Source organism: Palleniella muris, from assembly GCF_004792655.1.
Lineage (GTDB): Bacteria > Bacteroidota > Bacteroidia > Bacteroidales > Bacteroidaceae > Prevotella > Prevotella muris_A.
The window spans coordinates 14,964-36,250 of record NZ_SRZC01000010.1 but is presented as its reverse complement, the minus strand read 5'-3'; the positions used below and the strand labels follow the sequence as shown (position 1 = coordinate 36,250).

15 protein-coding genes and 1 pseudogene are annotated in these 21,287 nt (G+C 47.9%); 14 read left to right on the top strand and 2 right to left on the bottom strand.

Translation table 11 applies throughout. The features are described from left to right. Positions 1-141 precede the first annotated feature (141 nt). The 12 genes and pseudogenes from E5358_RS07175 (at position 142) to mutL (ending at position 15,458) form a co-directional block, all read left to right on the top strand. Positions 142-705 (top strand): flavin reductase family protein, encoded by a 564-nt coding sequence (locus tag E5358_RS07175; protein ID WP_135939553.1) that lies wholly within the window; start codon positions 142-144, stop codon positions 703-705. Between the two features lie 6 nt (positions 706-711). Next, positions 712-1,050 (top strand): PAS domain-containing protein, encoded by a 339-nt coding sequence (locus E5358_RS07170; RefSeq protein WP_135939552.1) that lies wholly within the window; start codon positions 712-714, stop codon positions 1,048-1,050. 2 nt (positions 1,051-1,052) lie between these two features. Next, a pseudogene (locus E5358_RS07165) lies at positions 1,053-2,090 on the top strand (alcohol dehydrogenase). Positions 2,091-2,122: 32 nt separating this feature from the next. Next, positions 2,123-2,395, top strand: a complete 273-nt coding sequence (locus E5358_RS07160) for a DUF1294 domain-containing protein (protein ID WP_135939551.1) — start codon at positions 2,123-2,125, stop codon at positions 2,393-2,395. Positions 2,396-2,676: 281 nt separating this feature from the next. After that, on the top strand, positions 2,677-3,366 hold the full coding sequence (gene clpP / locus E5358_RS07155; RefSeq protein ID WP_135939550.1) for an ATP-dependent Clp endopeptidase proteolytic subunit ClpP: 690 nt from the start codon (positions 2,677-2,679) through the stop codon (positions 3,364-3,366). An 86-nt stretch (positions 3,367-3,452) separates the two neighbouring features. Further along, positions 3,453-4,712, top strand: a complete 1,260-nt coding sequence (gene clpX, locus E5358_RS07150) for an ATP-dependent Clp protease ATP-binding subunit ClpX (protein ID WP_135939549.1) — start codon at positions 3,453-3,455, stop codon at positions 4,710-4,712. Positions 4,713-4,865: 153 nt separating this feature from the next. Continuing rightward, entirely contained in the window at positions 4,866-7,043 is a 2,178-nt protein-coding gene (recQ, locus tag E5358_RS07140; RefSeq protein WP_135939547.1) for a DNA helicase RecQ, read from the top strand. Between the two features lie 209 nt (positions 7,044-7,252). Then, complete coding sequence (gene guaB, locus E5358_RS07135) at positions 7,253-8,731, top strand: IMP dehydrogenase (RefSeq protein ID WP_135939546.1); 1,479 nt, start codon at positions 7,253-7,255, stop codon at positions 8,729-8,731. A gap of 162 nt (positions 8,732-8,893) precedes the next feature. After that, positions 8,894-10,333, top strand: a complete 1,440-nt coding sequence (locus tag E5358_RS07130; protein WP_135939545.1) for a peptidylprolyl isomerase — start codon at positions 8,894-8,896, stop codon at positions 10,331-10,333. 55 nt (positions 10,334-10,388) lie between these two features. Continuing rightward, complete coding sequence (locus E5358_RS07125; protein WP_135939544.1) at positions 10,389-11,798, top strand: peptidylprolyl isomerase; 1,410 nt, start codon at positions 10,389-10,391, stop codon at positions 11,796-11,798. An 80-nt stretch (positions 11,799-11,878) separates the two neighbouring features. Continuing rightward, complete coding sequence (locus tag E5358_RS07120) at positions 11,879-13,555, top strand: OstA-like protein (RefSeq protein ID WP_277821203.1); 1,677 nt, start codon at positions 11,879-11,881, stop codon at positions 13,553-13,555. A 43-nt stretch (positions 13,556-13,598) separates the two neighbouring features. Further along, positions 13,599-15,458 (top strand): DNA mismatch repair endonuclease MutL, encoded by a 1,860-nt coding sequence (mutL, locus tag E5358_RS07115; RefSeq protein WP_135939543.1) that lies wholly within the window; start codon positions 13,599-13,601, stop codon positions 15,456-15,458. A gap of 297 nt (positions 15,459-15,755) precedes the next feature. Here the strand turns inward: mutL and E5358_RS07110 are convergent, their stop codons facing one another. Together E5358_RS07110 and E5358_RS07105 are read right to left on the bottom strand one after the other, a co-directional pair. Beyond that, entirely contained in the window at positions 15,756-16,517 is a 762-nt protein-coding gene (locus E5358_RS07110) for an ABC transporter ATP-binding protein (protein ID WP_135939542.1), read from the bottom strand. Position 16,518: 1 nt separating this feature from the next. Continuing rightward, the gene (locus E5358_RS07105; protein ID WP_135939541.1) at positions 16,519-17,265 is read right to left on the bottom strand and encodes an MlaE family ABC transporter permease; all 747 of its coding nucleotides are present in this window, start codon (positions 17,263-17,265) and stop codon (positions 16,519-16,521) included. Positions 17,266-17,500: 235 nt separating this feature from the next. Between E5358_RS07105 and tig the strand changes: the two genes are divergently transcribed. Then, positions 17,501-18,853 carry a trigger factor gene (gene tig / locus E5358_RS07100; RefSeq protein ID WP_135939540.1) on the top strand — a complete coding sequence of 451 codons (1,353 nt, stop codon included), beginning with the start codon at positions 17,501-17,503 and terminating at the stop codon, positions 18,851-18,853. A gap of 945 nt (positions 18,854-19,798) precedes the next feature. Next, entirely contained in the window at positions 19,799-21,283 is a 1,485-nt protein-coding gene (locus E5358_RS07095; protein ID WP_135939539.1) for a TolC family protein, read from the top strand. The last annotated feature ends 4 nt before the right edge of the window (positions 21,284-21,287 follow it).

The following is a 21,287-nucleotide window of genomic DNA, read 5'->3' as shown; positions in this document are numbered from 1 at the left end:
GCAAATTACTTTGTATTCAAGTCGTGCTTGCACTATAAGTAACTGTTGGAAATTAGTTTTAGTACAAACACGACTTGAATAAAAAGTAATTTACAATAGTCACTTATTGATTTTACGCAAACATCATAACAACACATCATCATGAAGAGCTTCGAACCAAAACCGTGGGTTGTCCCACAACCGGTGCTGATAATCGGCACATACAACGATGACGGCACTCCCAACGCCATGAACGCCGCATGGGCAGGGCAATGGGACATGAAAGAGATAATGATTTCCATGGGCAATCATGCCACAACGAGAAACCTTGACCGTTCCGGTGAGTTCACTGTGGCATTTGCTACAAAGGAAACAATGATTGCAGCGGACTATGTCGGCATCGTCTCTGCCAAGAAGGAAAGCGACAAGATTGGGAAGACAGGCTGGACTGTAGAGAAAGCCGGGCATGTCAATGCGCCTGTGTTCACGGACTTCCCCATGACCCTCGAATGCCGCATAACACAAAAGATTGACGAGTCGGAGACAGGTTTCTACATCGTTGCCGAGATAGTCAACATCCTTGTGGATGAGGACTATCTTGCAGAGGACGGCAATCCTGACATCGAGAAGATGAACCTTATAACCTATGACCCTGTGCATCATGGCTACATTGCCCTCGGCAGCAGGGGCAGCAACGCTTTCTCTGACGGCAAGCAACTGAAATAGAGCAACATGAAGGATTTCAACTATTTCGACAAAACATCCTTCCTTGTCACCGTTTGCGACAAGGAGGGCATTGTGGTATACCAGAATGAGCGTGCCATGAAACGTGACGGGAACGCGATAGGAAAGAACCTGTACGGCTGTCATCCTGAATCCGCGAACAAAATAATCCGCCACATGCTGGAGACCGGGGAAAGCAACACTTACCAGATTATCCGCCACGGCAAGCACAAGCAACTCCACCAGACACCATGGTACGACGAGGAGGGCAACGTGGCGGGACTCATAGAGATTGCCATTGACCTGCCGGACAACATGCCTGTGTTTGACAGGGATAAAAAGGAGTAACTATGAAGGCATACACATTCATTGAAGAAGGAAAGTTTGCATTGCTTAAAAAGGCAAAGCCCGAGTTGTCAGAGCCTACGGATGCCATCGTAAGGATTACTTTAGGGAGCATCTGCACAAGTGACCTTCACATCAAGCACGGCAGCGTCCCTCGTGCCGTGAAAGGCATCACCGTAGGTCATGAAATGGTCGGCGTTGTCGAGCAGGTCGGTGCTGAGGTGACGAAAGTGAAGCCCGGCGACAGGGTCACTGTCAATGTGGAAACTTTCTGCGGAGAATGCTATTTCTGCAAGCATGGCTATGTGAACAACTGCACGTCACCCCACGGTGGCTGGGCTTTGGGCTGCCGCATCGACGGCGGACAGGCGGAGTATGTCCGTGTGCCACTTGCCGACCAAGGGCTTGACCGCATTCCGGAGAGCGTCACTGACGAGCAGGCTCTGTTCGTTGGCGATGTGCTTGCCACCGGCTATTGGGCAGCGCGAATCTCTGAGATAACGGAGGAGGACACTGTGCTCATCATTGGTGCCGGTCCTACGGGAGTATGCTCACTGCTCTGCACCATGCTCCGGAACCCTAAGCGCATCATTGTCTGTGAGAAATCGGCAGAAAGGCGGGCATTCGTCAGCAAGCATTATCCTGATGTGCTGCTTACCACGCCCGAAGAGTGCGAGGCATTTGTCATGGAGCACAGCGACCATGGCGGTGCCGACCGTGTACTGGAAGTGGCAGGGGCGAAGGACACATTCCCGCTGGCATAGCGCTGTGCACGCCCTAACGCCATTGTCACTGTCGTGGCACTCTACGACGAACCGCAAGCACTTCCTTTGCCTGAGATGTACGGCAAGAACCTGACATTCAAGACAGGAGGTGTGGACGGATGCGACTGCAAAGAGATTCTCCACCTTATCGAGGAAGGCAAAATCGACACCACCCCACTCATCACACACCGCTTCCCACTCTCACGGATAGAAGAAGCCTACACACTGTTTGAGGAGAAGTGTGACGGAGTGATAAAGGTTGCAGTGTACCCGGATTGAACATCTGCATTCCTGCACAAGTCACTTAAGAAATGAAAGAGTTGTTAATCTATTATCTGCCCGCCATAAACATCCTTGCCTTCCTCGTCTATGGCATTGACAAACTGAAGGCAAAGAAGTCATGGTGGCGCATATCGGAGAAGACCCTGCTTTTGCTCGCTGCCTTAGGTGGCAGCATCGGTGCATGGGCAGGCATGAGACTGTGGCACCACAAGACTTTGCACAAAAAGTTCCGCTATGGCATCCCTGCAATAATCATTGCGCAGGCTGCCATAGCGGCATACTTCGTTATTGGCATGCAATAAAAGTACGGTCGTCAGCAGTGGAGCGACCGTACTTTTATCTACATACCCCACATTATACCCCTATAATGTTTGGTATTGGGATGAAAATTTTGTACCTTTGCACTACAAAAAGGGGAAATGAAGCATAAGCAACTGCCGGCAATTAATCTTTTTTAGCAAAAATATTTTCCGGCAAGAAATATGATGTCATTTTTTTTTTGTAATTTTGTACTATGAACAGAAGGCAGCATGCCTTTCTTCCATATTATTATATTGTATAGCACAACGACATTACATTATATATGAACAACGATTTCAGAAAATATGCAACCAGGCACCTGGGCATGGACGGCATGCTCTTTGATGACGTCATGCGTTTCCAGAGCAAGGCAGCAATGAACATGCACAGCCAGTACGTGAACCCTTACATCCTTGAGGAACGCCAGTTGAACGTGACGCAGATGGATGTGTTCTCACGACTGATGATGGACCGCATCATCTTCCTTGGCACACAGGTGGACGACTATACAGCCAACACGCTGCAGGCGCAGCTGCTCTATCTTGACAGCTGTGACCCAGACAAGGACATATCAATATACATCAACTCCCCGGGTGGCAGTGTCACTGCAGGTCTCGGAATCTACGACACGATGCAGTTCATCTCAAGTGATGTCGCCACAATCTGTACAGGCATGGCAGCGTCTATGGCAGCAGTGCTTCTCGTGGCAGGCAAGGAGGGCAAGCGCAGTGCACTGCCTCACAGCCGTGTGATGATCCACCAGCCATTGGGAGGTGTGCAGGGACAGGCTTCCGACATTGAGATTGAGGCGCGTGAGATTATGAAGTTTAAGAAAGAACTGTATACAATTATTGCCGAGCACTCCCACACCGACTATGAAAAGGTATGGGCAGACTCAGACCGCAACTATTGGATGACGGCAGAGGAGGCTAAGGAATATGGCATGATAGACAACGTGCATTCCCGCAAATAATCAGGAAGCAAAAACAGTTTTCGTACGATTTTTTAAGGTAAAGAGACAGGTAAGGCATTGCTGCCACCGTCCCTTTCTGATAATATATGGCAAAGAAAGAATTAAAACACTGCTGCCTTTGTGGCAGGGATGAGACCCAGACAGAACTGATGCTGACAGGTCTTAACGGACATGTCTGCGGAGATTGTGTCATCAGCGCATACGAGATAGTCGAGAATGCGCTTGGCAACACCTCTGACGCTCTTGCTGCAAAGGCGAACAATTCTGTAAGAAACAAAGGTGGCGAGTCGTTTGACATGAAGGCTGTGCCTACGCCACATGAGATAAAAGACCATCTTGACAAGTATGTCATAGGACAGGAAGAGGCAAAGCGCTTCCTTGCCGTGGCAGTGTACAACCATTACAAGCGACTCAGCCAGCCGGACACAGATGACGGTGTGGAGATAGAGAAGTCGAACATCGTCATGGTCGGCTCTACCGGTACGGGCAAGACCCTTCTCGCGCGTTCCATAGCAAAGTTGCTTAATGTACCGTTCACCATTGTCGACGCCACGGTGTTCACCGAAGCAGGATATGTCGGCGAGGATGTGGAGAGCATTCTCTCACGCCTTCTTCAGGTGGCAGACTACAATCTTGAGGCTGCACAGCGCGGCATTGTTTTCATTGACGAGATTGACAAGATAGCACGCAAGGGCGACAATCCGAGCATCACACGTGACGTCAGCGGCGAGGGAGTGCAGCAAGGACTCCTGAAACTCCTTGAAGGCACAATGGTCAATGTGCCGCCAAAGGGAGGCCGCAAGCATCCTGACCAGGACTATATCCATGTGGACACACGCAACATCCTCTTCATCTGTGGTGGAGCCTTTGACGGAATAGAAAGGAAAATAGCGCAGCGTCTGAACACCCATGTTGTGGGCTACAACAGCACAAACGACAGGAAGAGCATCGACAAAAAGGACATCATGAAATATATCCTGCCACAGGACTTGAAGTCTTTCGGACTTATTCCTGAGATTATCGGACGCCTGCCGGTGCTTACATTCCTTCATCCGCTGGACAGGGAAGCCCTGAAGCGCATCCTTGTGGAACCGAAGAACTCCATTGTCAAACAATATGAGAAACTCATGGGTATGGACGGAGTGAAACTGTCTTTCGATGAGGACGCATTGGAGTATATGGTTGACAAGGCTGTAGAGTACAAGCTCGGCGCCCGTGGATTGCGCTCCATAGTCGAGGCGGTGATGAACGATGCGATGTTTGACGCTCCTTCATCAAAAAAGAAGACTTTCAGTGTTACAAAAGAATATGCACAAGCCCAGCTTGACAAGGCAAACCTTGCATAAGGACATTGTCTGTGGTTACGGCAACAGCAGTGCATGCGAACCACAGACAATGCACACCATGGCACATTCACATTATGGCATTGCATGGATTGCCGGCAATGCCATAGCCATTTTGCATGGCAAAAAGAAAAACGACCTTCTAACTTCTGATAAATGGACATAAACCTGACAGAGAAACTCAAGCAATATTTCGGCTTTGACAAGTTCAAAGGCGAGCAAGAACGTGTCATCCGGTCTTTGCTGGAAGGCAATGATGTCTTTGTGCTTATGCCGACAGGCGGAGGCAAAAGTCTCTGTTACCAGTTGCCTGCACTCATTATGGACGGCACGGCAATAGTCATTTCACCACTCATCGCCCTGATGAAGAATCAGGTTGATGTCATCAACGGCATCAGCGAAGACAGCGGACTGGCACACTATCTGAACTCTTCCCTTAACAAGTCTGCCATTGATCAAGTAAAAAAGGATGTGCGTGAGGGCAGGACAAAACTGCTGTATGTGGCTCCGGAGTCATTGACCAAGGATGATTATGTCGATTTCCTTAAATCTCCCGGAGTCAAGGTTTCGTTCTATGCTGTCGACGAGGCTCATTGTATCTCGGAATGGGGGCATGACTTCCGCCCGGAATACCGCCGCATACGCCCCATAATCAACGAGATTGGCAAAGCTCCTGTCATTGCTCTTACGGCGACGGCAACAGACAAAGTGAGGATAGACATAAAGAAATCACTCGGAATGCCTGACGCTCTGGAGTTCAAGAGTTCTTTCAACCGCCCGAACCTTTATTATGAGGTGCGCCCGAAAACAGATGGTGTTGACAAGCAGCTCATAAAGTTCATAAAGGCAAATCATGGCAAGAGCGGCATCATCTACTGCCTGTCACGCAAGAAAGTCGAGGAACTTGCAGAAGTGCTCCGTGCCAATGACATCCGTGCTGCCGCATATCATGCCGGGCTTGACACACAGACACGCTCAGAGACGCAGGACAATTTCCTTATGGAGGAAGTTGATGTCATTGTGGCGACAATAGCCTTTGGCATGGGAATAGACAAGCCTGATGTACGCTTCGTGATTCATTATGACATCCCAAAATCCTTGGAAGGCTATTATCAGGAAACGGGACGTGCAGGGCGTGACGGTGGCGAGGGGGTGTGCATAGCATTCTATTCGCACAAAGACCTTCAGAAATTGGAGAAATTCATGGAGGGGAAACCGGTGGCAGAACAGGACATCGGAAGGCAGTTGCTGCAAGAGACGGCGGCATACGCCGAGACTTCCGTATGCCGCAGGAAATTCCTGCTCCACTATTTCGGTGAGGATTATCCAAATGAAAACTGCGGGAATTGCGACAACTGCCGCAATCCGAAAGAAAAGGTTGAAGGCAGAGAGGAGCTTATCGTGCTCCTTAACGCCATTATTGCCTTAAAAGAGAATTTCCGTTCCCAGTATGTTGTGGACTTCATCAAAGGACGCGGAACAGACGATATCGTTTCGCATAACCATGACAAGCTGGAGGAATTCGGCTCAGGGGAAGACATGGACGAGAAGTTCTGGAATCCGGTAATCCGCCATGCCATGCTTGCCGGATACGTCCGCAAGGATGTTGAGAGCTACGGACTTTTGAAAATAACGGATTTAGGAAAGGATTTCCTGAAGAACCCTGTGTCATTCCCTATCATGAAAGATACAGACTTTCGTCAGTTGGATTATGGTGGGAATGGTGAATGCGGCACCTCTGCACTTGACCCTGTCCTGCAGAAGATGCTCAAGGATGAGCGTCTGAGAGTGGCACGAAAGCACAAAGTGCCGCCGTATGTAGTGTTCCTTGACATGTCTTTGGAACAGATGGCGACAATGTATCCTGTCACCATGGAGGAACTGCAGCAGATACAAGGAGTCGGTGCCGGCAAAGCACGCAAATACGGCAAGTCGTTCTGTACCCTGATAAAGATGTATTGTGAGGAAAACGACATAGAACGCCCGGAGGAACTGCGTGTGCGTACTGTGCCAAAGAAGTCCATGCTGAAAGTGAAGATTATCCAGAGCATTGACAAGCGCATGCCTCTTGACGACATTGCCAATGCGCTGAACATGGAATACGAGGAACTGCTGACAGAGATAGAAACTATAGTCTATAGCGGAATGAAACTCAACATTGACTATTACATTGAGGATGTGCTTGATGATGAAAATGTTGATGACATCTATGACTATTTCATGAACAGCGAGACAGACGACATCCGCGTCGCTTCCAACGAGTTTGACGGGGATTTCACCGATGACGAGCTACGGCTTGTGCGCATAAAATTCATGTCGGAAATGGCGAACTGAGTTCATGGGGCAGAGGAATTTCCACCCTGCCCCATGAATTGTTTCCGTAACAACTTGTTTTGCTGCTGTTTCTTGCATTTTCTTATCAGTTAATCCTATGCGGACAGCCTTGTTTGGCAAATTAGTGTTAATTGTCAGTAGATATTAACGGTATATGGGGATTTTTTTGTAATTTTGCATACAATATTCATTTTTAAACGATTCAACATATGGCATCATTTCTTGAGGACAAGGTAGTAATGGAGGGTCTTACTTACGATGATGTATTGCTTGTTCCGGCATACTCAGAGGTACTTCCCCGTGAGGTTTCATTAAGTACAAGGTTTTCGCGCAACATTGAACTGAAGATTCCTTTTGTGACAGCGGCAATGGACACTGTCACAGAGGCTCCAATGGCGATTGCCATTGCACGTGAGGGAGGTATAGGCGTCATCCATAAGAACATGTCTATCGAAGAGCAGGCACGTCAGGTCGCTATTGTAAAGCGTGCAGAGAACGGCATGATTTATGACCCTGTCACAATTATGCGCGGAAAGACTGTGCAGGATGCTTTGAACATGATGGCAGAATACCATATCGGCGGCATACCGGTTGTTGACAAAGACAACAAACTTGTCGGCATCGTGACAAACCGCGACCTGCGTTTCCAGACAGACATGTCACGCAAGATTGATGATGTCATGACAAAGGGAAATCTTGTTGTCACACATCAGCAGGCTGACCTTGAGAGTGCCTCTAAGATTCTCCTTGAGCACAAAATCGAGAAACTTCCTGTCGTTGATGAAGAGAACCACCTCATTGGTCTTATTACTTATAAGGATATAACAAAGGCAAAAGACAAGCCTATGGCATGCAAGGACGCCAAGGGACGTCTTCGTGTTGCTGCAGGTGTTGGTGTCACAGCTGACACATTCCAGCGTATGGAAGCGCTTGTAAAAGCCGGTGTGGACGCTATTGTCATCGACACTGCACATGGGCATTCAAAGGGAGTCATTGACAAGGTGCGTGAGGCAAAGCAGAATTTCCCTGAAGTGGACATCGTTGTAGGAAACATCGCCACAGGTGCTGCTGCCAAAGCTCTTGTTGAAGCCGGTGCTGATGCAGTGAAGGTTGGTATCGGTCCGGGCTCTATCTGCACAACACGTGTGGTTGCAGGTGTCGGTGTGCCTCAGCTTTCCGCTGTTTACGATGTGGCACAGGCACTTGCAGGAACAGATGTTCCTCTTATTGCTGACGGTGGCCTTCGTTATTCCGGTGATGTTGTCAAGGCACTTGCTGCCGGCGGACACTCTGTGATGATAGGCTCGCTCGTAGCAGGTACGGAGGAAGCACCGGGTGAGACAATACTTTTCAACGGACGTAAGTTCAAGTCTTATCGCGGTATGGGCTCACTCGAAGCTATGGAGAATGGTTCAAAAGACCGTTATTTCCAAAGCGGAGTGGTTGAGGCAAAGAAACTTGTGCCGGAAGGAATTGCAGGACGTGTACCTTACAAAGGCACAGTACAAGAAGTCGTTTACCAACTTGTTGGCGGACTCCGCTCAGGCATGGGCTACTGTGGCGCACAGAGCATAGAGAAACTTCACGAAGCAAAGTTCACCCGCATCACGAATGCAGGTGTACTCGAGTCTCACCCACATGAAGTGATTATCACTTCCGAAGCTCCAAACTATAGCCGTCATCAGTAATTCCCAAATATGATATATGGTGTGTTCTAAAGAATTCATTCATTAGAACACACCATTAACAATTATAAACAAACTAACTGTAGAACACGAATAGCCCTCTTCCCGGCTGTATCAATAGCTATGTAAAAGAGGCGATTTAATTCAACATAGCAATACATCTATATGAAGTTAAAGACAGTCATAGCAATGCTTATCTTTGGTTCTGCCGGCACTTTTGCACAGACAGACGATCCTGTGATAATGACCATTGCAGGGCAAAACATTGCACGCTCGGAATTTGAATACTCTTACAAGAAGAACAACTCTGAGAACGTTATCGACAAGAAGACCGTTGATGAGTATGTTGACCTTTTTGTAAACTACAAGCTGAAAGTACAGTCCGCCGTTGATGAAGGGATGGATACTCTCAGTTCATACAAAAAGGAGTTCTTGCAATACCGTGACCAGCAGATACGTCCGTCTTTTATCAATGATGCGGATGTCGAAGCTGAAGCGCATACCATATATAATAATGAGCTGAAGCGCATCGGTCCTGACGGACTGATACAGCCTGCCCATATCTTCGTACGTCTGTCGACAAATGCAGACAAGGCAGCAGAAGCTGCAGCAAAAGCACGCATAGACTCTCTTTACAACGCATTACAAACAGGTGCAGACTTTACAGAGCTTGCAACAAAGAAATCTGACGACCCGGGAGCCGCTTCCCGTGGTGGTGTGATTGGTTGGATTAGCCACGGTCAGACATTTGAAGAGTTTGACAAGGCTGCCTATGCCTTGAAAAAAGGAGAGGTGGGAAAACCGGTACAGTCTCCTGTCGGTTGGCATATAATAAAAGTCATTGACAAGAAAATGCTTGAGCCGTTCGACTCCCTTAAAGCAAACATCATGACTTTCATCGACCGCCGCAACATCCGCGAACAGATTATCGACCGCAAGGTGCAGGAAGAAGTAGCCGCAAGCAACGGTAAGACTGCAGAGCAGATTATGGATGAGCATGCAGCACAAATGCAGGCTGAAGACTCTGACCTTGCCCACCTTATCCGCGAATACCATGATGGTCTTCTCCTCTATGAGATAAGTAACCGTGAAGTGTGGGAGAAAGGTGCGAAAGATGAAGCCGGACTTAACGCTTTCTTCAAGAAGAACAAGAAGAATTACAAATGGGACGAGCCACGCTTCAAAGGAATGGCCTACCATGTAAAGACCAAGAGTGATGTCAAAGCCGTAGCCAAATGCGTGAAAGGCTTGAAATTTGAAGACTGGAACGAGAAGCTCCGCACAACTTTCAATGGTGACTCCATCATCCGCATCCGTGTAGAGAAAGGTTTGTTCAAGAAAGGTGACAACGCACTTGTCGACAGCTGCGTATTCAAAGTACCAGACGCCAAAGTGAAGAGGCTCAAGGAATATCCTATCGATGCTGTCTACGGCAAAAAGCTGAAGAAACCACAAGAAATGGCTGATGTCCGCGCACAAGTGACAGCAGATTATCAGGCAAAACTGGAGAAAGAATGGGTTGCCGGACTTCGCAAGAAATACACTGTTGTCGTAGACCCTAACATCGTAGCTACCGTAAAGAAAAGAGTGAACGGCCTCAAGTGATGAATACAGTAATATAAGAAATATTACAAAAGAAAACCAAAGGACATAACCTTTAATGAAAAGAACAGGAACATTTATAGTCGCACTGATGACAGTCATTATGGCTGCCTATGCGCAGGCGGACTCCGTAAAAACAGACTCCGTGAAACCTATGGATTCACGTCCAAATCCTTCAAGCATTGCTGACGAGGTCGTATGGGTTGTGGGTGATGAGGCTATTTTGATGTCTGATGTTGAAATGCTTCGTGCACAAATGGAAGCCGAAGGACAGAAAATAGAAGGAAATCCGGACTGCCGTCTGCCGGAGCAGATTGCAGTACAAAAACTATTCCTCCATCAGGCTGCACTTGACAGTATAGAAGTAACCGAAGCCGAAGTGGCACAGGAAGTGGAACAGCAGATAAACTATTGGATATCAATGGTTGGGTCAAAGGAGAAACTTGAGGAATACCGCAAGATGCCCATAACACAGATACGCCAGTCTTTGCACGATGATTTCAAGAACAACCAACTTGTACAAAGGATGCGTAAAAAGCTTGTAGAGGACATCAAGGTTTCCCCTGCCGAAGTGCGCAAGTATTTCAAGGACATACCGGAAGACAGTATCCCATACATACCGACAGAGGTAGAGGTGCAGATTATCACACGTACGCCAAAGGTTTCACAGGAAGAAATCAACCGAGTGAAAGATGAGTTGCGCAGTTACACTGACCGTGTGACAAAGGGCGAAACTACCTTCCAGACACTTGCGCGTTTCTATTCGGAAGACCCCGGTTCTGCACGTAACGGCGGCGAATTGGACTATACAGGACGTGGAATGCTTGACCCTGCTTTCGCTGCTGTAGCATTCAATCTTACTGACCCTAAGAAAATATCAAAAGTCGTAGAGTCCGAATTCGGTTTTCATATCATACAGCTTGTTGACAAACGCGGCGATAAGATTAAGTGCCGCCATATATTGCGCAAGCCACAGGTTTCGCAAGCTGCCATTGATGAGGGCATCCACATGCTTGACTCCCTTGTGTCAGAAATGAACAACGGAAAGTTCACATTTGATGAAGCTGCCACATTCGTTTCAGACGACAAAGACACACGTTCCAACAAGGGTGTGATGGTCAATAACAACGAACAGGGACGTACCTCGAAGTTCCGCATGCAGGACCTTCCTACCGAGGTGGCAAAAGCCGTTGAGCAACTGAAGGTAGGCGATGTTTCTCCGGCATTCCAAATGGTCAACTCACGTGGCAAAACCGTATGTGCTGTTGTGAAACTAAAGTCACGCACTGAAGGACACCGCGCCACAATCACTGAGGATTTCCAGACCATGAAAGATGTCGTCCTTATAAAACGTAAGAATGATTTCATCCACGAATGGGTGAAGAAAAAGATTAAGGAGACATACGTAAGAATGGACGAGCGTTACAAAGGTTGCGATTTCGAGTATGAAGGTTGGGAACGTGACTAACACAAACTGTCATTGCGGGTCTACTGCATGACATGAGTGACAATATCAAATAAAAGTCGGTTATATACAAATAAGGTGCTTTGAACAGAAACATACATACTATATTTGGCGGGCATAGGGTTATCATGTTGATAGCCCTATGCTTCTTTGTCATAGGAGCCATTGTTGGAGCAAGTGGTCCTAAGAAGAGAGGGCGTGCAAAAAAGAATTCTACAGACACACGAGTCTATCTCCAACATGCCAACGAGTTCAGCTACGACATGTACGGCAAACATCCTGATGCCCAGTTTGTGAAAGGCAACGTGTCCTTTTTGCACAAAGGCATTGTTCTTACTTGCGACAGTGCGCTGTATTTTCAGCAGACAAACTCGTTTGAGGCATTCGGACATGTGAAAATGCGGCAAGGGGATACTCTTACGCTGACATCTGACTATGCCTACTACGACGGTAATGATGAAATGGCTGAGGTGCGCCACAATGTCATCCTGACCCACCGCAAGACAAAACTGTATTGCGACTCACTGAACTATGACCGCATCTATTCCATAGGCTATTTCTTTGAGGGCGGAAAACTTGTTGACGGCGAGACAACCCTGACTTCTGACTGGGGACAGTACTCCACCGCCGACAAGCAAGCTGTCTTTTACTATGATGTCCGCCTGAAGAACAAGACATCACTAACCGAAGGAGACACATTGTATTATGATACACGTACTTCACGTGCACATGTAGTCGGTCCGTCAAAGATTACAACAAAAGAAGATGTAATAATTACCGAAGACGGATATTACAACAGCAAAAGCGACCAAATGGAATTATACAGCCGTTCCACCATCAACCGTAATGACGGCAAGGTAATCACTGCCGACTCTTTGCAGCACAACAGCAATACAGGTATCAGTGAATGCTTCGGCAATGTTGAGTTTGACGACTCCATAAACAAATCAGCCTTCCGCGGCGATTATGTCTACTATGATGAGAACAAAGGCTACGGACTTGCAACAAAGCGCGCCATCGCCATGGACTATTCACAGGGCGACACACTTTATCTGCACGGTGACACAATGCGCCTCTTCACATACAACATAAACACCGACTCGGTCTATCGCATCATGCAATGCTCACCGCATGTCCGTGCCTACAGGAAAGATGTGCAGGCAGTCTGCGACTCAATGGTGATGCTCTCCCGTGACTCTGTCCTCATAATGTACAAAGACCCGATACTATGGAGCGACGGCAGACAGATAGTAGGCGAGGAAATACGGGCTTATATGGCAGACTCCACAATTCGCTTCGCCCATGTCATAGGGCAGGCTTTCTCCATAGAGCAAATGCCTGACACTGTCCACTACAACCAGATATCGTCCAAGGAGATGAAGACGTATTTCACTGACGGTCAGCTGCGCCTCAATCAGGCAGAAGGCAACGTACTGACGCTCTACTATGCCGAAGACAGTGCCGACAGCACACTTATCGGGCTCAACTATCTTGAGACTGACACCATGCGCATGTACTTCACCCCTGCAAGGAAAATGGACAAGATATGGGCATGCAAGCACAACGGAGTGATGTACCCTATATCCCAAATCCCGCCCGACAAGTATTTCCTTCCCGGCTTCGCATGGTTTGATTATGTGCGTCCGTTATCCAAGGACGACATACTCGAATGGAGACCAAAGAAGGAAGGCATGGAACTGAAAAAGGAAAAGCGCCGTCAGGCTCCACGCAACACCGTCGCAACGCTGCAAAAAAACTAACATAAACGAATTTTCCACAAACAGAATCCCAAACAGAACGACAATGGACAAGATACAACTTCTTCCCGATACAGTAGCCAACCTTATTGCGGCCGGTGAGGTGGTGCAGCGCCCTGCCTCTGTGATAAAGGAGCTGATGGAGAATGCCATTGATGCCGGTGCGACACAGATAGACGTACTGGTCATCGAAGCAGGACGCACATCCATACAGGTCGTTGACAATGGCATGGGAATGTCCGTCACCGATGCACGCCTCGCCTTTGAGCGTCATGCTACATCAAAGATACGCAAGGCGGACGACCTCTTCTCGCTTGAGACAATGGGCTTCCGAGGAGAAGCCCTCCCCTCTATCGCCTCCGTGGCACAGGTTACGCTGAAGACCCGCCAAGAGGATGACACTGTCGGCATTTCATTGCGCATCGACGGCGGACGTTTCGTGTCGCAAACGCCGGTAGCATGCTCGAAAGGATGCCATTTCATTGTGGATAACATATTCTATAATGTGCCCGTACGCCGCAGATTCCTGAAATCAAACACAACAGAACTGAACAATGTGGTCTCTGCATTCCAGCGCATCGCACTCGTCTACCCACAGATTGGATTCACTCTGCAAAGCAACAACCAGAAACTCTTCGACCTTCGTGCTTCGTCTCTCCACCAGCGCATCGTAGATGTCTTCGGAAAGAAACTCAAACAGCACCTCCTGCCACTCGATGTGGAGACAACACTCGGAAAGATAGAGGGCTTTGTCGGCAAACCGGAATCTGCACGCAAGAAAGGGGCACAGCAATATTTCTTTGTCAACGGCAGATACATGCGCCACCCTTATTTCCAGAAAGCGGTGATGGAAGCCTATGAGCGTCTTGTCCCACAGGGAGAACAAGTGCCGTTCTTCATCTATTTCACTGTCGACCCTAAAGACATCGATGTCAACATCCACCCTACAAAGACAGAGATAAAGTTCCAGGATGAGCAGGCTCTGTGGCAGATTCTCTCCGCTGCCGTACGTGAGGCGGTAGGCAGATTCAGCAACATCCCTTCCATAGATTTTGACACAGAAGGAAAACTGGACATGCCTGTCTTTGAAGAAATGGAGAACATTTCCATGCCGTCAATCGCTATCAATACGCAGTATAATCCTTTCAAAGAAACCACGAGTCATGGCAGTTCCGGAACGAGAGACCATAGGCAGAGCGTGCCGTCCGACTGGAGTTCTCTTTACGATAATGCAGTTTCAGGGCAGGATGTGGTGGATACAGAGATTCATTCTTCCATTTTTGACGATGACCTCTTTGGCGATTCGGAGGAGAACATGTCTTCCAAGGCAAGCGATACGGCACACGACATTTCATCATGCTTCCAATACAAAGGGTCATATATCCTCACATCCGTGCCACAAGGGCTGATGGTCATTGACCAAGAGCGTGCCCACGAGCGCATACTCTTTGAGCGTTATGAAGAATCTTTGGCAAGTGGCAAGCATACCTCACAGCCATTGCTGTTCCCGGAGAAGATACAGTTCTCTGTGGCAGAAATGGTCATCCTTCCAACAATAATCCCCCAACTGGAATCTCTCGGCTTTGATTTCTCCGACCTTGGCGGCGGAACCTACGCCATCAATGCCGTACCCGGAGAACTCAGCAGCATAAATGCGGCAAAAGTTGTCACACAGACTGTTGAAGCTGCCGAGGACACTGAACTGTCCGGAAAGAATCTCTATTCGTCGCTTGCAGCAACCATGGCGCGCAACTCTGCCATCCCTCACGGTCAGGTGTTGTCAGAGGATGAGATGCGCAACCTTGTACGCGACCTTTTCCAATGTGCCAATTCCAACTACACTCCATCGGGAAAGAAAATCCATGCAACCCTCCGCCACGACAACATCCTGCACATGCTGGGATGACCTGCGCTATCTGTGGTTAACACAAACAGTTCCGGCGATTTAGCGAAAGATAACGATTCGTTATGCGAAAGGTAACACTTTACATGGCAAAAGGTAACACTTTACCATGCAAAGTGTTACCTTTTGTTTTCCCTTCTTTACTTCTTGATTTTCACACAGTTAGGGTTCATTCTGCAATATCCCTATTGCAGGCAACTGAAAAAAAGACAGCACCGGACTCTGAAAAGCAAGAGTCCGGTGCTGTCGTCATTATGGTTGGCCTGTTTGCGCCGATGTGCAGAAGAAGAAACGTCAGGTTCAACGTTTCACGTATGCCGCCTTGACCTTCTTGAAGAGGTCGGAAGCGAAGACAAGGTCATTAAGTTTCTCGTTTGTCGACTCCATTACCATTGTCTTGTCACCCACCCATTCCTTCTCACCATTATATATGAAGAGGATGTTGTCACCGATTCCCATGACAGAATTCATGTCGTGGGTGTTGATGATTGTCGTCATGTTGAAATCCTCGGTGATACCGTGAAGAAGTTCATCAATGACAAGCGAGGTCTTAGGGTCCAGTCCGGAGTTCGGTTCGTCACAGAAAAGGTACTTCGGGTTGAGCACAATGGCACGCGCAATGGCCACACGCTTCTGCATGCCTCCCGAGATTTCGCCCGGGAACTTGTCCTGCGCCTGTATCAGACCGACACGGTCGAGGCATGCCTGCGCACGCTTCACACGCTCGCGATGTGTCATTTTCGAGAACATATCGAGAGGGAACATCACGTTTTCAAGCACGGAAAGCGAATCAAAAAGAGCTGCCGACTGGAATATCATTCCCATTTCACGGCGCATGGCAATACGCTCCTCCTTGGACATCGTGACGAAGTTCCTGCCGTCGTAAAGCACTTCGCCCTCGGTAGGGTCAAAGAGACCGACAAGGTTCTTCATGAGCACAGTCTTTCCTGAGCCCGACTGACCGATTATAAGGTTTGTCTTGCCGTTCTCGAATGTTGCGTCTATTCCTTTGAGCACTTCTCTGTCGCCAAAGGACTTGTGCAGGTTCTTTACTTCAATCATCTTAACTTAAGAGGTTTGTCAGGAAAACATCAGAGAAAAGTATCAGCACAGAACTGCTCACAACGGCAGAGGTTGAGGCATCGCCGACTTCCACAGAACCGCCTTCCACGCTGTAGCCACAGTAGGAGGAAACACTGGCAATGATGAAGGCGAAGAACTCGCTCTTTATGATGGACATCCACACAAACCATTGATTGAACTGATGTTGCAGTCCGAGTGTAAGGTCGTCAGGCGAAAGGATATGCCCTATGTATGCTGTGGCGTATGCACCGACGAATCCCATGCCGTTGGCGAAGATGACAAGCACAGGCATGAGTGTCAGCAATCCGAGGATTTTAGGCAGAATGAGATACGCTGCCGAATTGATTCCCATGATGTCCAGCGCATCAATCTGTTGTGTCACGCGCATCGTTCCGAGTTCCGACGCAATGTTCGAACCCACCTTTCCCGCAAGGATAAGGCACATTATGGAACTCGAAAACTCAAGGAGCATTATTTCACGCGTTGTGTATCCGCTGACCCACCGTGGCATCCATGGCGACTGGATGTTGAGCTTCATCTGGATACATATCACCGCACCGATGAAGAATGATATAAGAAGCACGATGCCAATACTGTTGACACCGAGTGCAGACATCTCCTTCACATACTGTTTCCAGTACATGCGCAGACGTTCCGGACGGGAGAATGTCCTCCCCATCAATATGCAGTAGCGTCCGAAGAGGTTGAGAAAATTAAAGACTAACATGGTGCAAAGTTACGAAAATAAAATGAAGAACATGGAAAGGGTGGCAAAGAATTATGATTTGATTAGTTAAAAATATTGAATTACACATTGTTAGTAACATATAATTCGGTATTTCTTTGTAATTTTGCATTTCAGATGTGCCATCTTCTTGCCTTTGGAACGTGTTTCAAGGGCATAATGTCATGGCACATGGCTGATTGTAACAACAATAAATTAATAAATACTCAAAACAAAGATGAATATCACATTTGACAATTCTGCAAAGGTCAGCGGCAAGCTGACACTCGTCGTTGAGGAAGCAGATTACAAGAACGAGTACGACAAGACTATCAAGGCGCAGTGCAAGCGTGCAAGCATTCCGGGATTCCGTCCGGGCAAAGCACCACGTGCCATGGTAGAGCGCCAGATTGGTCCTTCTGTCCTCGTTGACACACTGAACAAGCTCGTGGGACAGAAGCTCTACGAATATGTGCAGACTGAGAAGATAGATATGCTCGGAGAGCCTATGCCTTCTGAGTCACAGGAGCAGATAGACCTCGAGAAGCCGGCTCCATACACATTCGTGTTCGACATAGCTCTCGCTCCTGAACTTAACGTAACATTCGACGGAAGAACAAAGGTTCCTTACTATACAATAAAGGTTACTGACGAACTCGTTGACCAGCAGGCACAGATGTACGCAAGCCGTACAGGCTCTTACGAGAAGGTTGAGGAGTACCAGGACAACGATATGCTCAAGGGCGACCTCCGTCAGCTTGACGCCGAGGGCAACACCATGGAAGAGGGCATCAACCTCACAGAGGCTATCATCATGCCTAAGTACATCAAGAACGCTGATGAGCAGGGCAAGTTCGCAAACATCAAGCTCGGAGACATCATCACTTTCAACCCACGCAAGGCTTACGAGAACGACGCAGAACTCGCTGCTCTTCTCAAGGTGAGCAAGGAGCAGGCTGTCATCTATGAGGGAGATTTCAGCTATCAGGTGACAGAAATCAGCCGTTACCAGCCACATGCCATCGACGAGGAACTCTTTGAGCAGGCTTTCCCGGGAGCAGAAATCAAGGACGAGGCTGCTTTCCGTGCACGCATCGCAGAGGATTTGAAGGGGCAGTTGGAGCAGAACTCAGAGTTCAAGTTCCTTGCCGACATCCGCGAGGCTGCCATAAAGAAGGCGGGCGACGTTCAGTATGCTGACGACCTCATGAAGAAAATCATGCTTGCAAACAACACTGACAAGGGTCAGGAGTATGTTGACAAGAACTACGAGGCAAGCATCAAGGAACTCACATGGCACCTTCTGAAGAACAAACTCGCTCAGGCTCAGGAGATAAAGGTTGAGGATGAGGACGTGAAGAATGCTGCTAAGGAGATGGCTAAGATGCAGTTCGCTCAGTACGGCATGACAAATGTTCCAGAAGAGTACCTCGACAACTATGTTCAGGAGATTATGAAGAAGCGCGAGAACATCGACTCTCTCGTTGAGCGCGCCCTCGACGTGAAGCTCGTTGCTGCTCTCAAAGGCATTGTGAAACTTGAGGAGAAAGAGGTTACTCTTGACGAGTTCAACAAGCTCGCAGAGGCTTAATCAAGCAAATATCTGTGCGTAAAAGGGGCAAAAAGACACACCATTTCGCATATATTAATATCAATGTGGGAAGCCAAGTCCTATGACTTGGTTTCCCACATTTCTTTTTAAATACACCATTATGTATATATAACTTTATCGCCGACATGTGAACATTGTCCATATAGCATGCAAAAAACAGCATTTATGCAAACGCTTGCATTGCAAAAAAACAACTTTATTCTGCATTTTCTTTATTGCTTTGATTGAAAAAAGCTACCTTTGCACATGCGATAAAAATAACAAGTCTCATAGTTGGTAAATAGTATCAGAGAGTATTTGAGAGTATTAGGTTAAGGTTTAGAGATTGGAACAATTCTCAGGATAACACCTTTTTGATAATAAACGACATGCAACATAACCGGGAAAGTATGCCGAAAGATGTGCGCATCATCAATGGAAAGAACAGTGCAAAACAGTTCTGTTACTCATGTATGTGGACTTATGGAATGAAGTTAGTTAGTTGGTAGTTTTATAGTCGGCACATATTTCTTTAATGTGTCTTCACTGGCTCATGTGTATTATGAGACGCGTGTGATTTCGCGGAAATCCATTCACATGAGCCATTTTTACGTTGTAACTACTTCTCACAAACCCAATTCCGACCGGCAGGCAACCTCCTTCCCATACGAAAAACACACATCTCCCAACAAAACAGAACCGTATCAGAATCAGCAACATACATATAATAAAACCCAAAGAGTCACTTTGCGACACAAGGCGCGGCACTTCATATTACATAAGTTCACCTTTTGTTCCTTCAATACAAAAATGTGTTCCATATTTCCGCACAACTTTTAAAAACTCCAAAAATACTTTTTCTTGTACATCAAAAAACTTGTGATTTAAACAATTTTGAATATCTTTGCACAATATATGCTGCAAAACAAAAAACAAGAGAAGCCTATGCAAGAAATTAAACAAACTCTCTTATACATTGCCGTGATACTTTCCGCGCTGCCTGCCGCCTCGCAGACGCTGTCGCTGGACAGTTGCAGGGCTTTGGCACTTAGCAACAACAGGCAGCTCGCCATCGGACGGGTGAAGAAAGACGTGGCTATGAACATACGCAAATCGGCACGCACGAAGTACCTGCCACGCATCACCGCACTGGGCGGCTACGAACTGATGAGCAAGGAGGTAAGTCTCCTGAACGACGGGCAGAAGACCTTCCTGAACAACTTTGGCACAACTATGTCAAACAGTGTGGGAGGAATGGTGCAAAACCTCCTCGGTCCCTACATCGCAAACGGTGCCATCTCTCCTGCCTTCGCACAGAAACTGATGCAGGACTTGCAGTCTATGGGCATAGAGACGAAAGGCAACAGTGTCGGCGCTGCCATAACAGAGGCTTTCCGCACAGACACAAGACAGATGTTCGCCGGTTCCGTCATGCTTACACAACCTATATATATGGGTGGAGCGATAAGAGCCCTCAACAAAATGGCGGACATCCAAGAGCAGCTTGCCGCGAACGGGCTGCAACAGCAAACCCATGAGACTGTCTACGAAATAGACAACGTCTATTGGCTCGTAGTCTCTTTGCGCCACAAGCAGGAGCTTGCGAAGCAGTTCAACAAACTTGTGACACAGCTTCATGGTGACGTCCTGAAAATGGTGCGTGAGGGTGTGGCGACAACAGCCGACGGACTGAAAGTCGCCGTAAAAGTCAACGAGAGCGAGATAGCACTCACACAGGCAGAGAACGGTGTGGCATTGGCAAAGATGCTCCTATGCCAGCAATGCGGTCTGCCGCTTGATTCCAACATAACCCTTGCCGACGAGAACAGCGGAAACATTGCCTTGGTCGACGAAAGGACTATCGACACCAAGACTGCCATAGAGAACCGAACCGAGACAAAAATACTCGAGAACACCATTGACATGTCGAAACAGGCTACAAACCTTGTCCGTGCGGCATTCCTCCCGCAAGTGATGCTCACGGGCGGATACATGGTTTCCAACCCGAATGTCTACAACGGATTCGAGAAACGCTTCTCCGGTGTATGGAACGTAGGTGTCATTTTCCGCGTGCCCGTATGGAACTGGTTTGAGGGAACTTATAAGGTGCGTGCCTCAAAGGCTGCCACGACAATGGCGGAATATGAGCTTGCCGAAGCGAAAGAAAAGATTGAACTCCAGATAAACCAACAGAAATTCAAACTCAGCGAAGCTAACAAGCGGCTCGCAATGGCTGAGAAGAACATCGACAGTGCGGAGGAGAACCTGCGTTGCGCCACCCTCGGTTTCAAGGAGGGGGTGATAAGTTCCACGGATGTCATAGGGGCACAGACGGCATGGTATCAGGCTAAGAGCCAGAAGATTGACGCCGAGATTGACGTAAGGATGAGCCAACTGTCGTTGCAGAAAGCACAGGGCATGTTGGAATAATGCC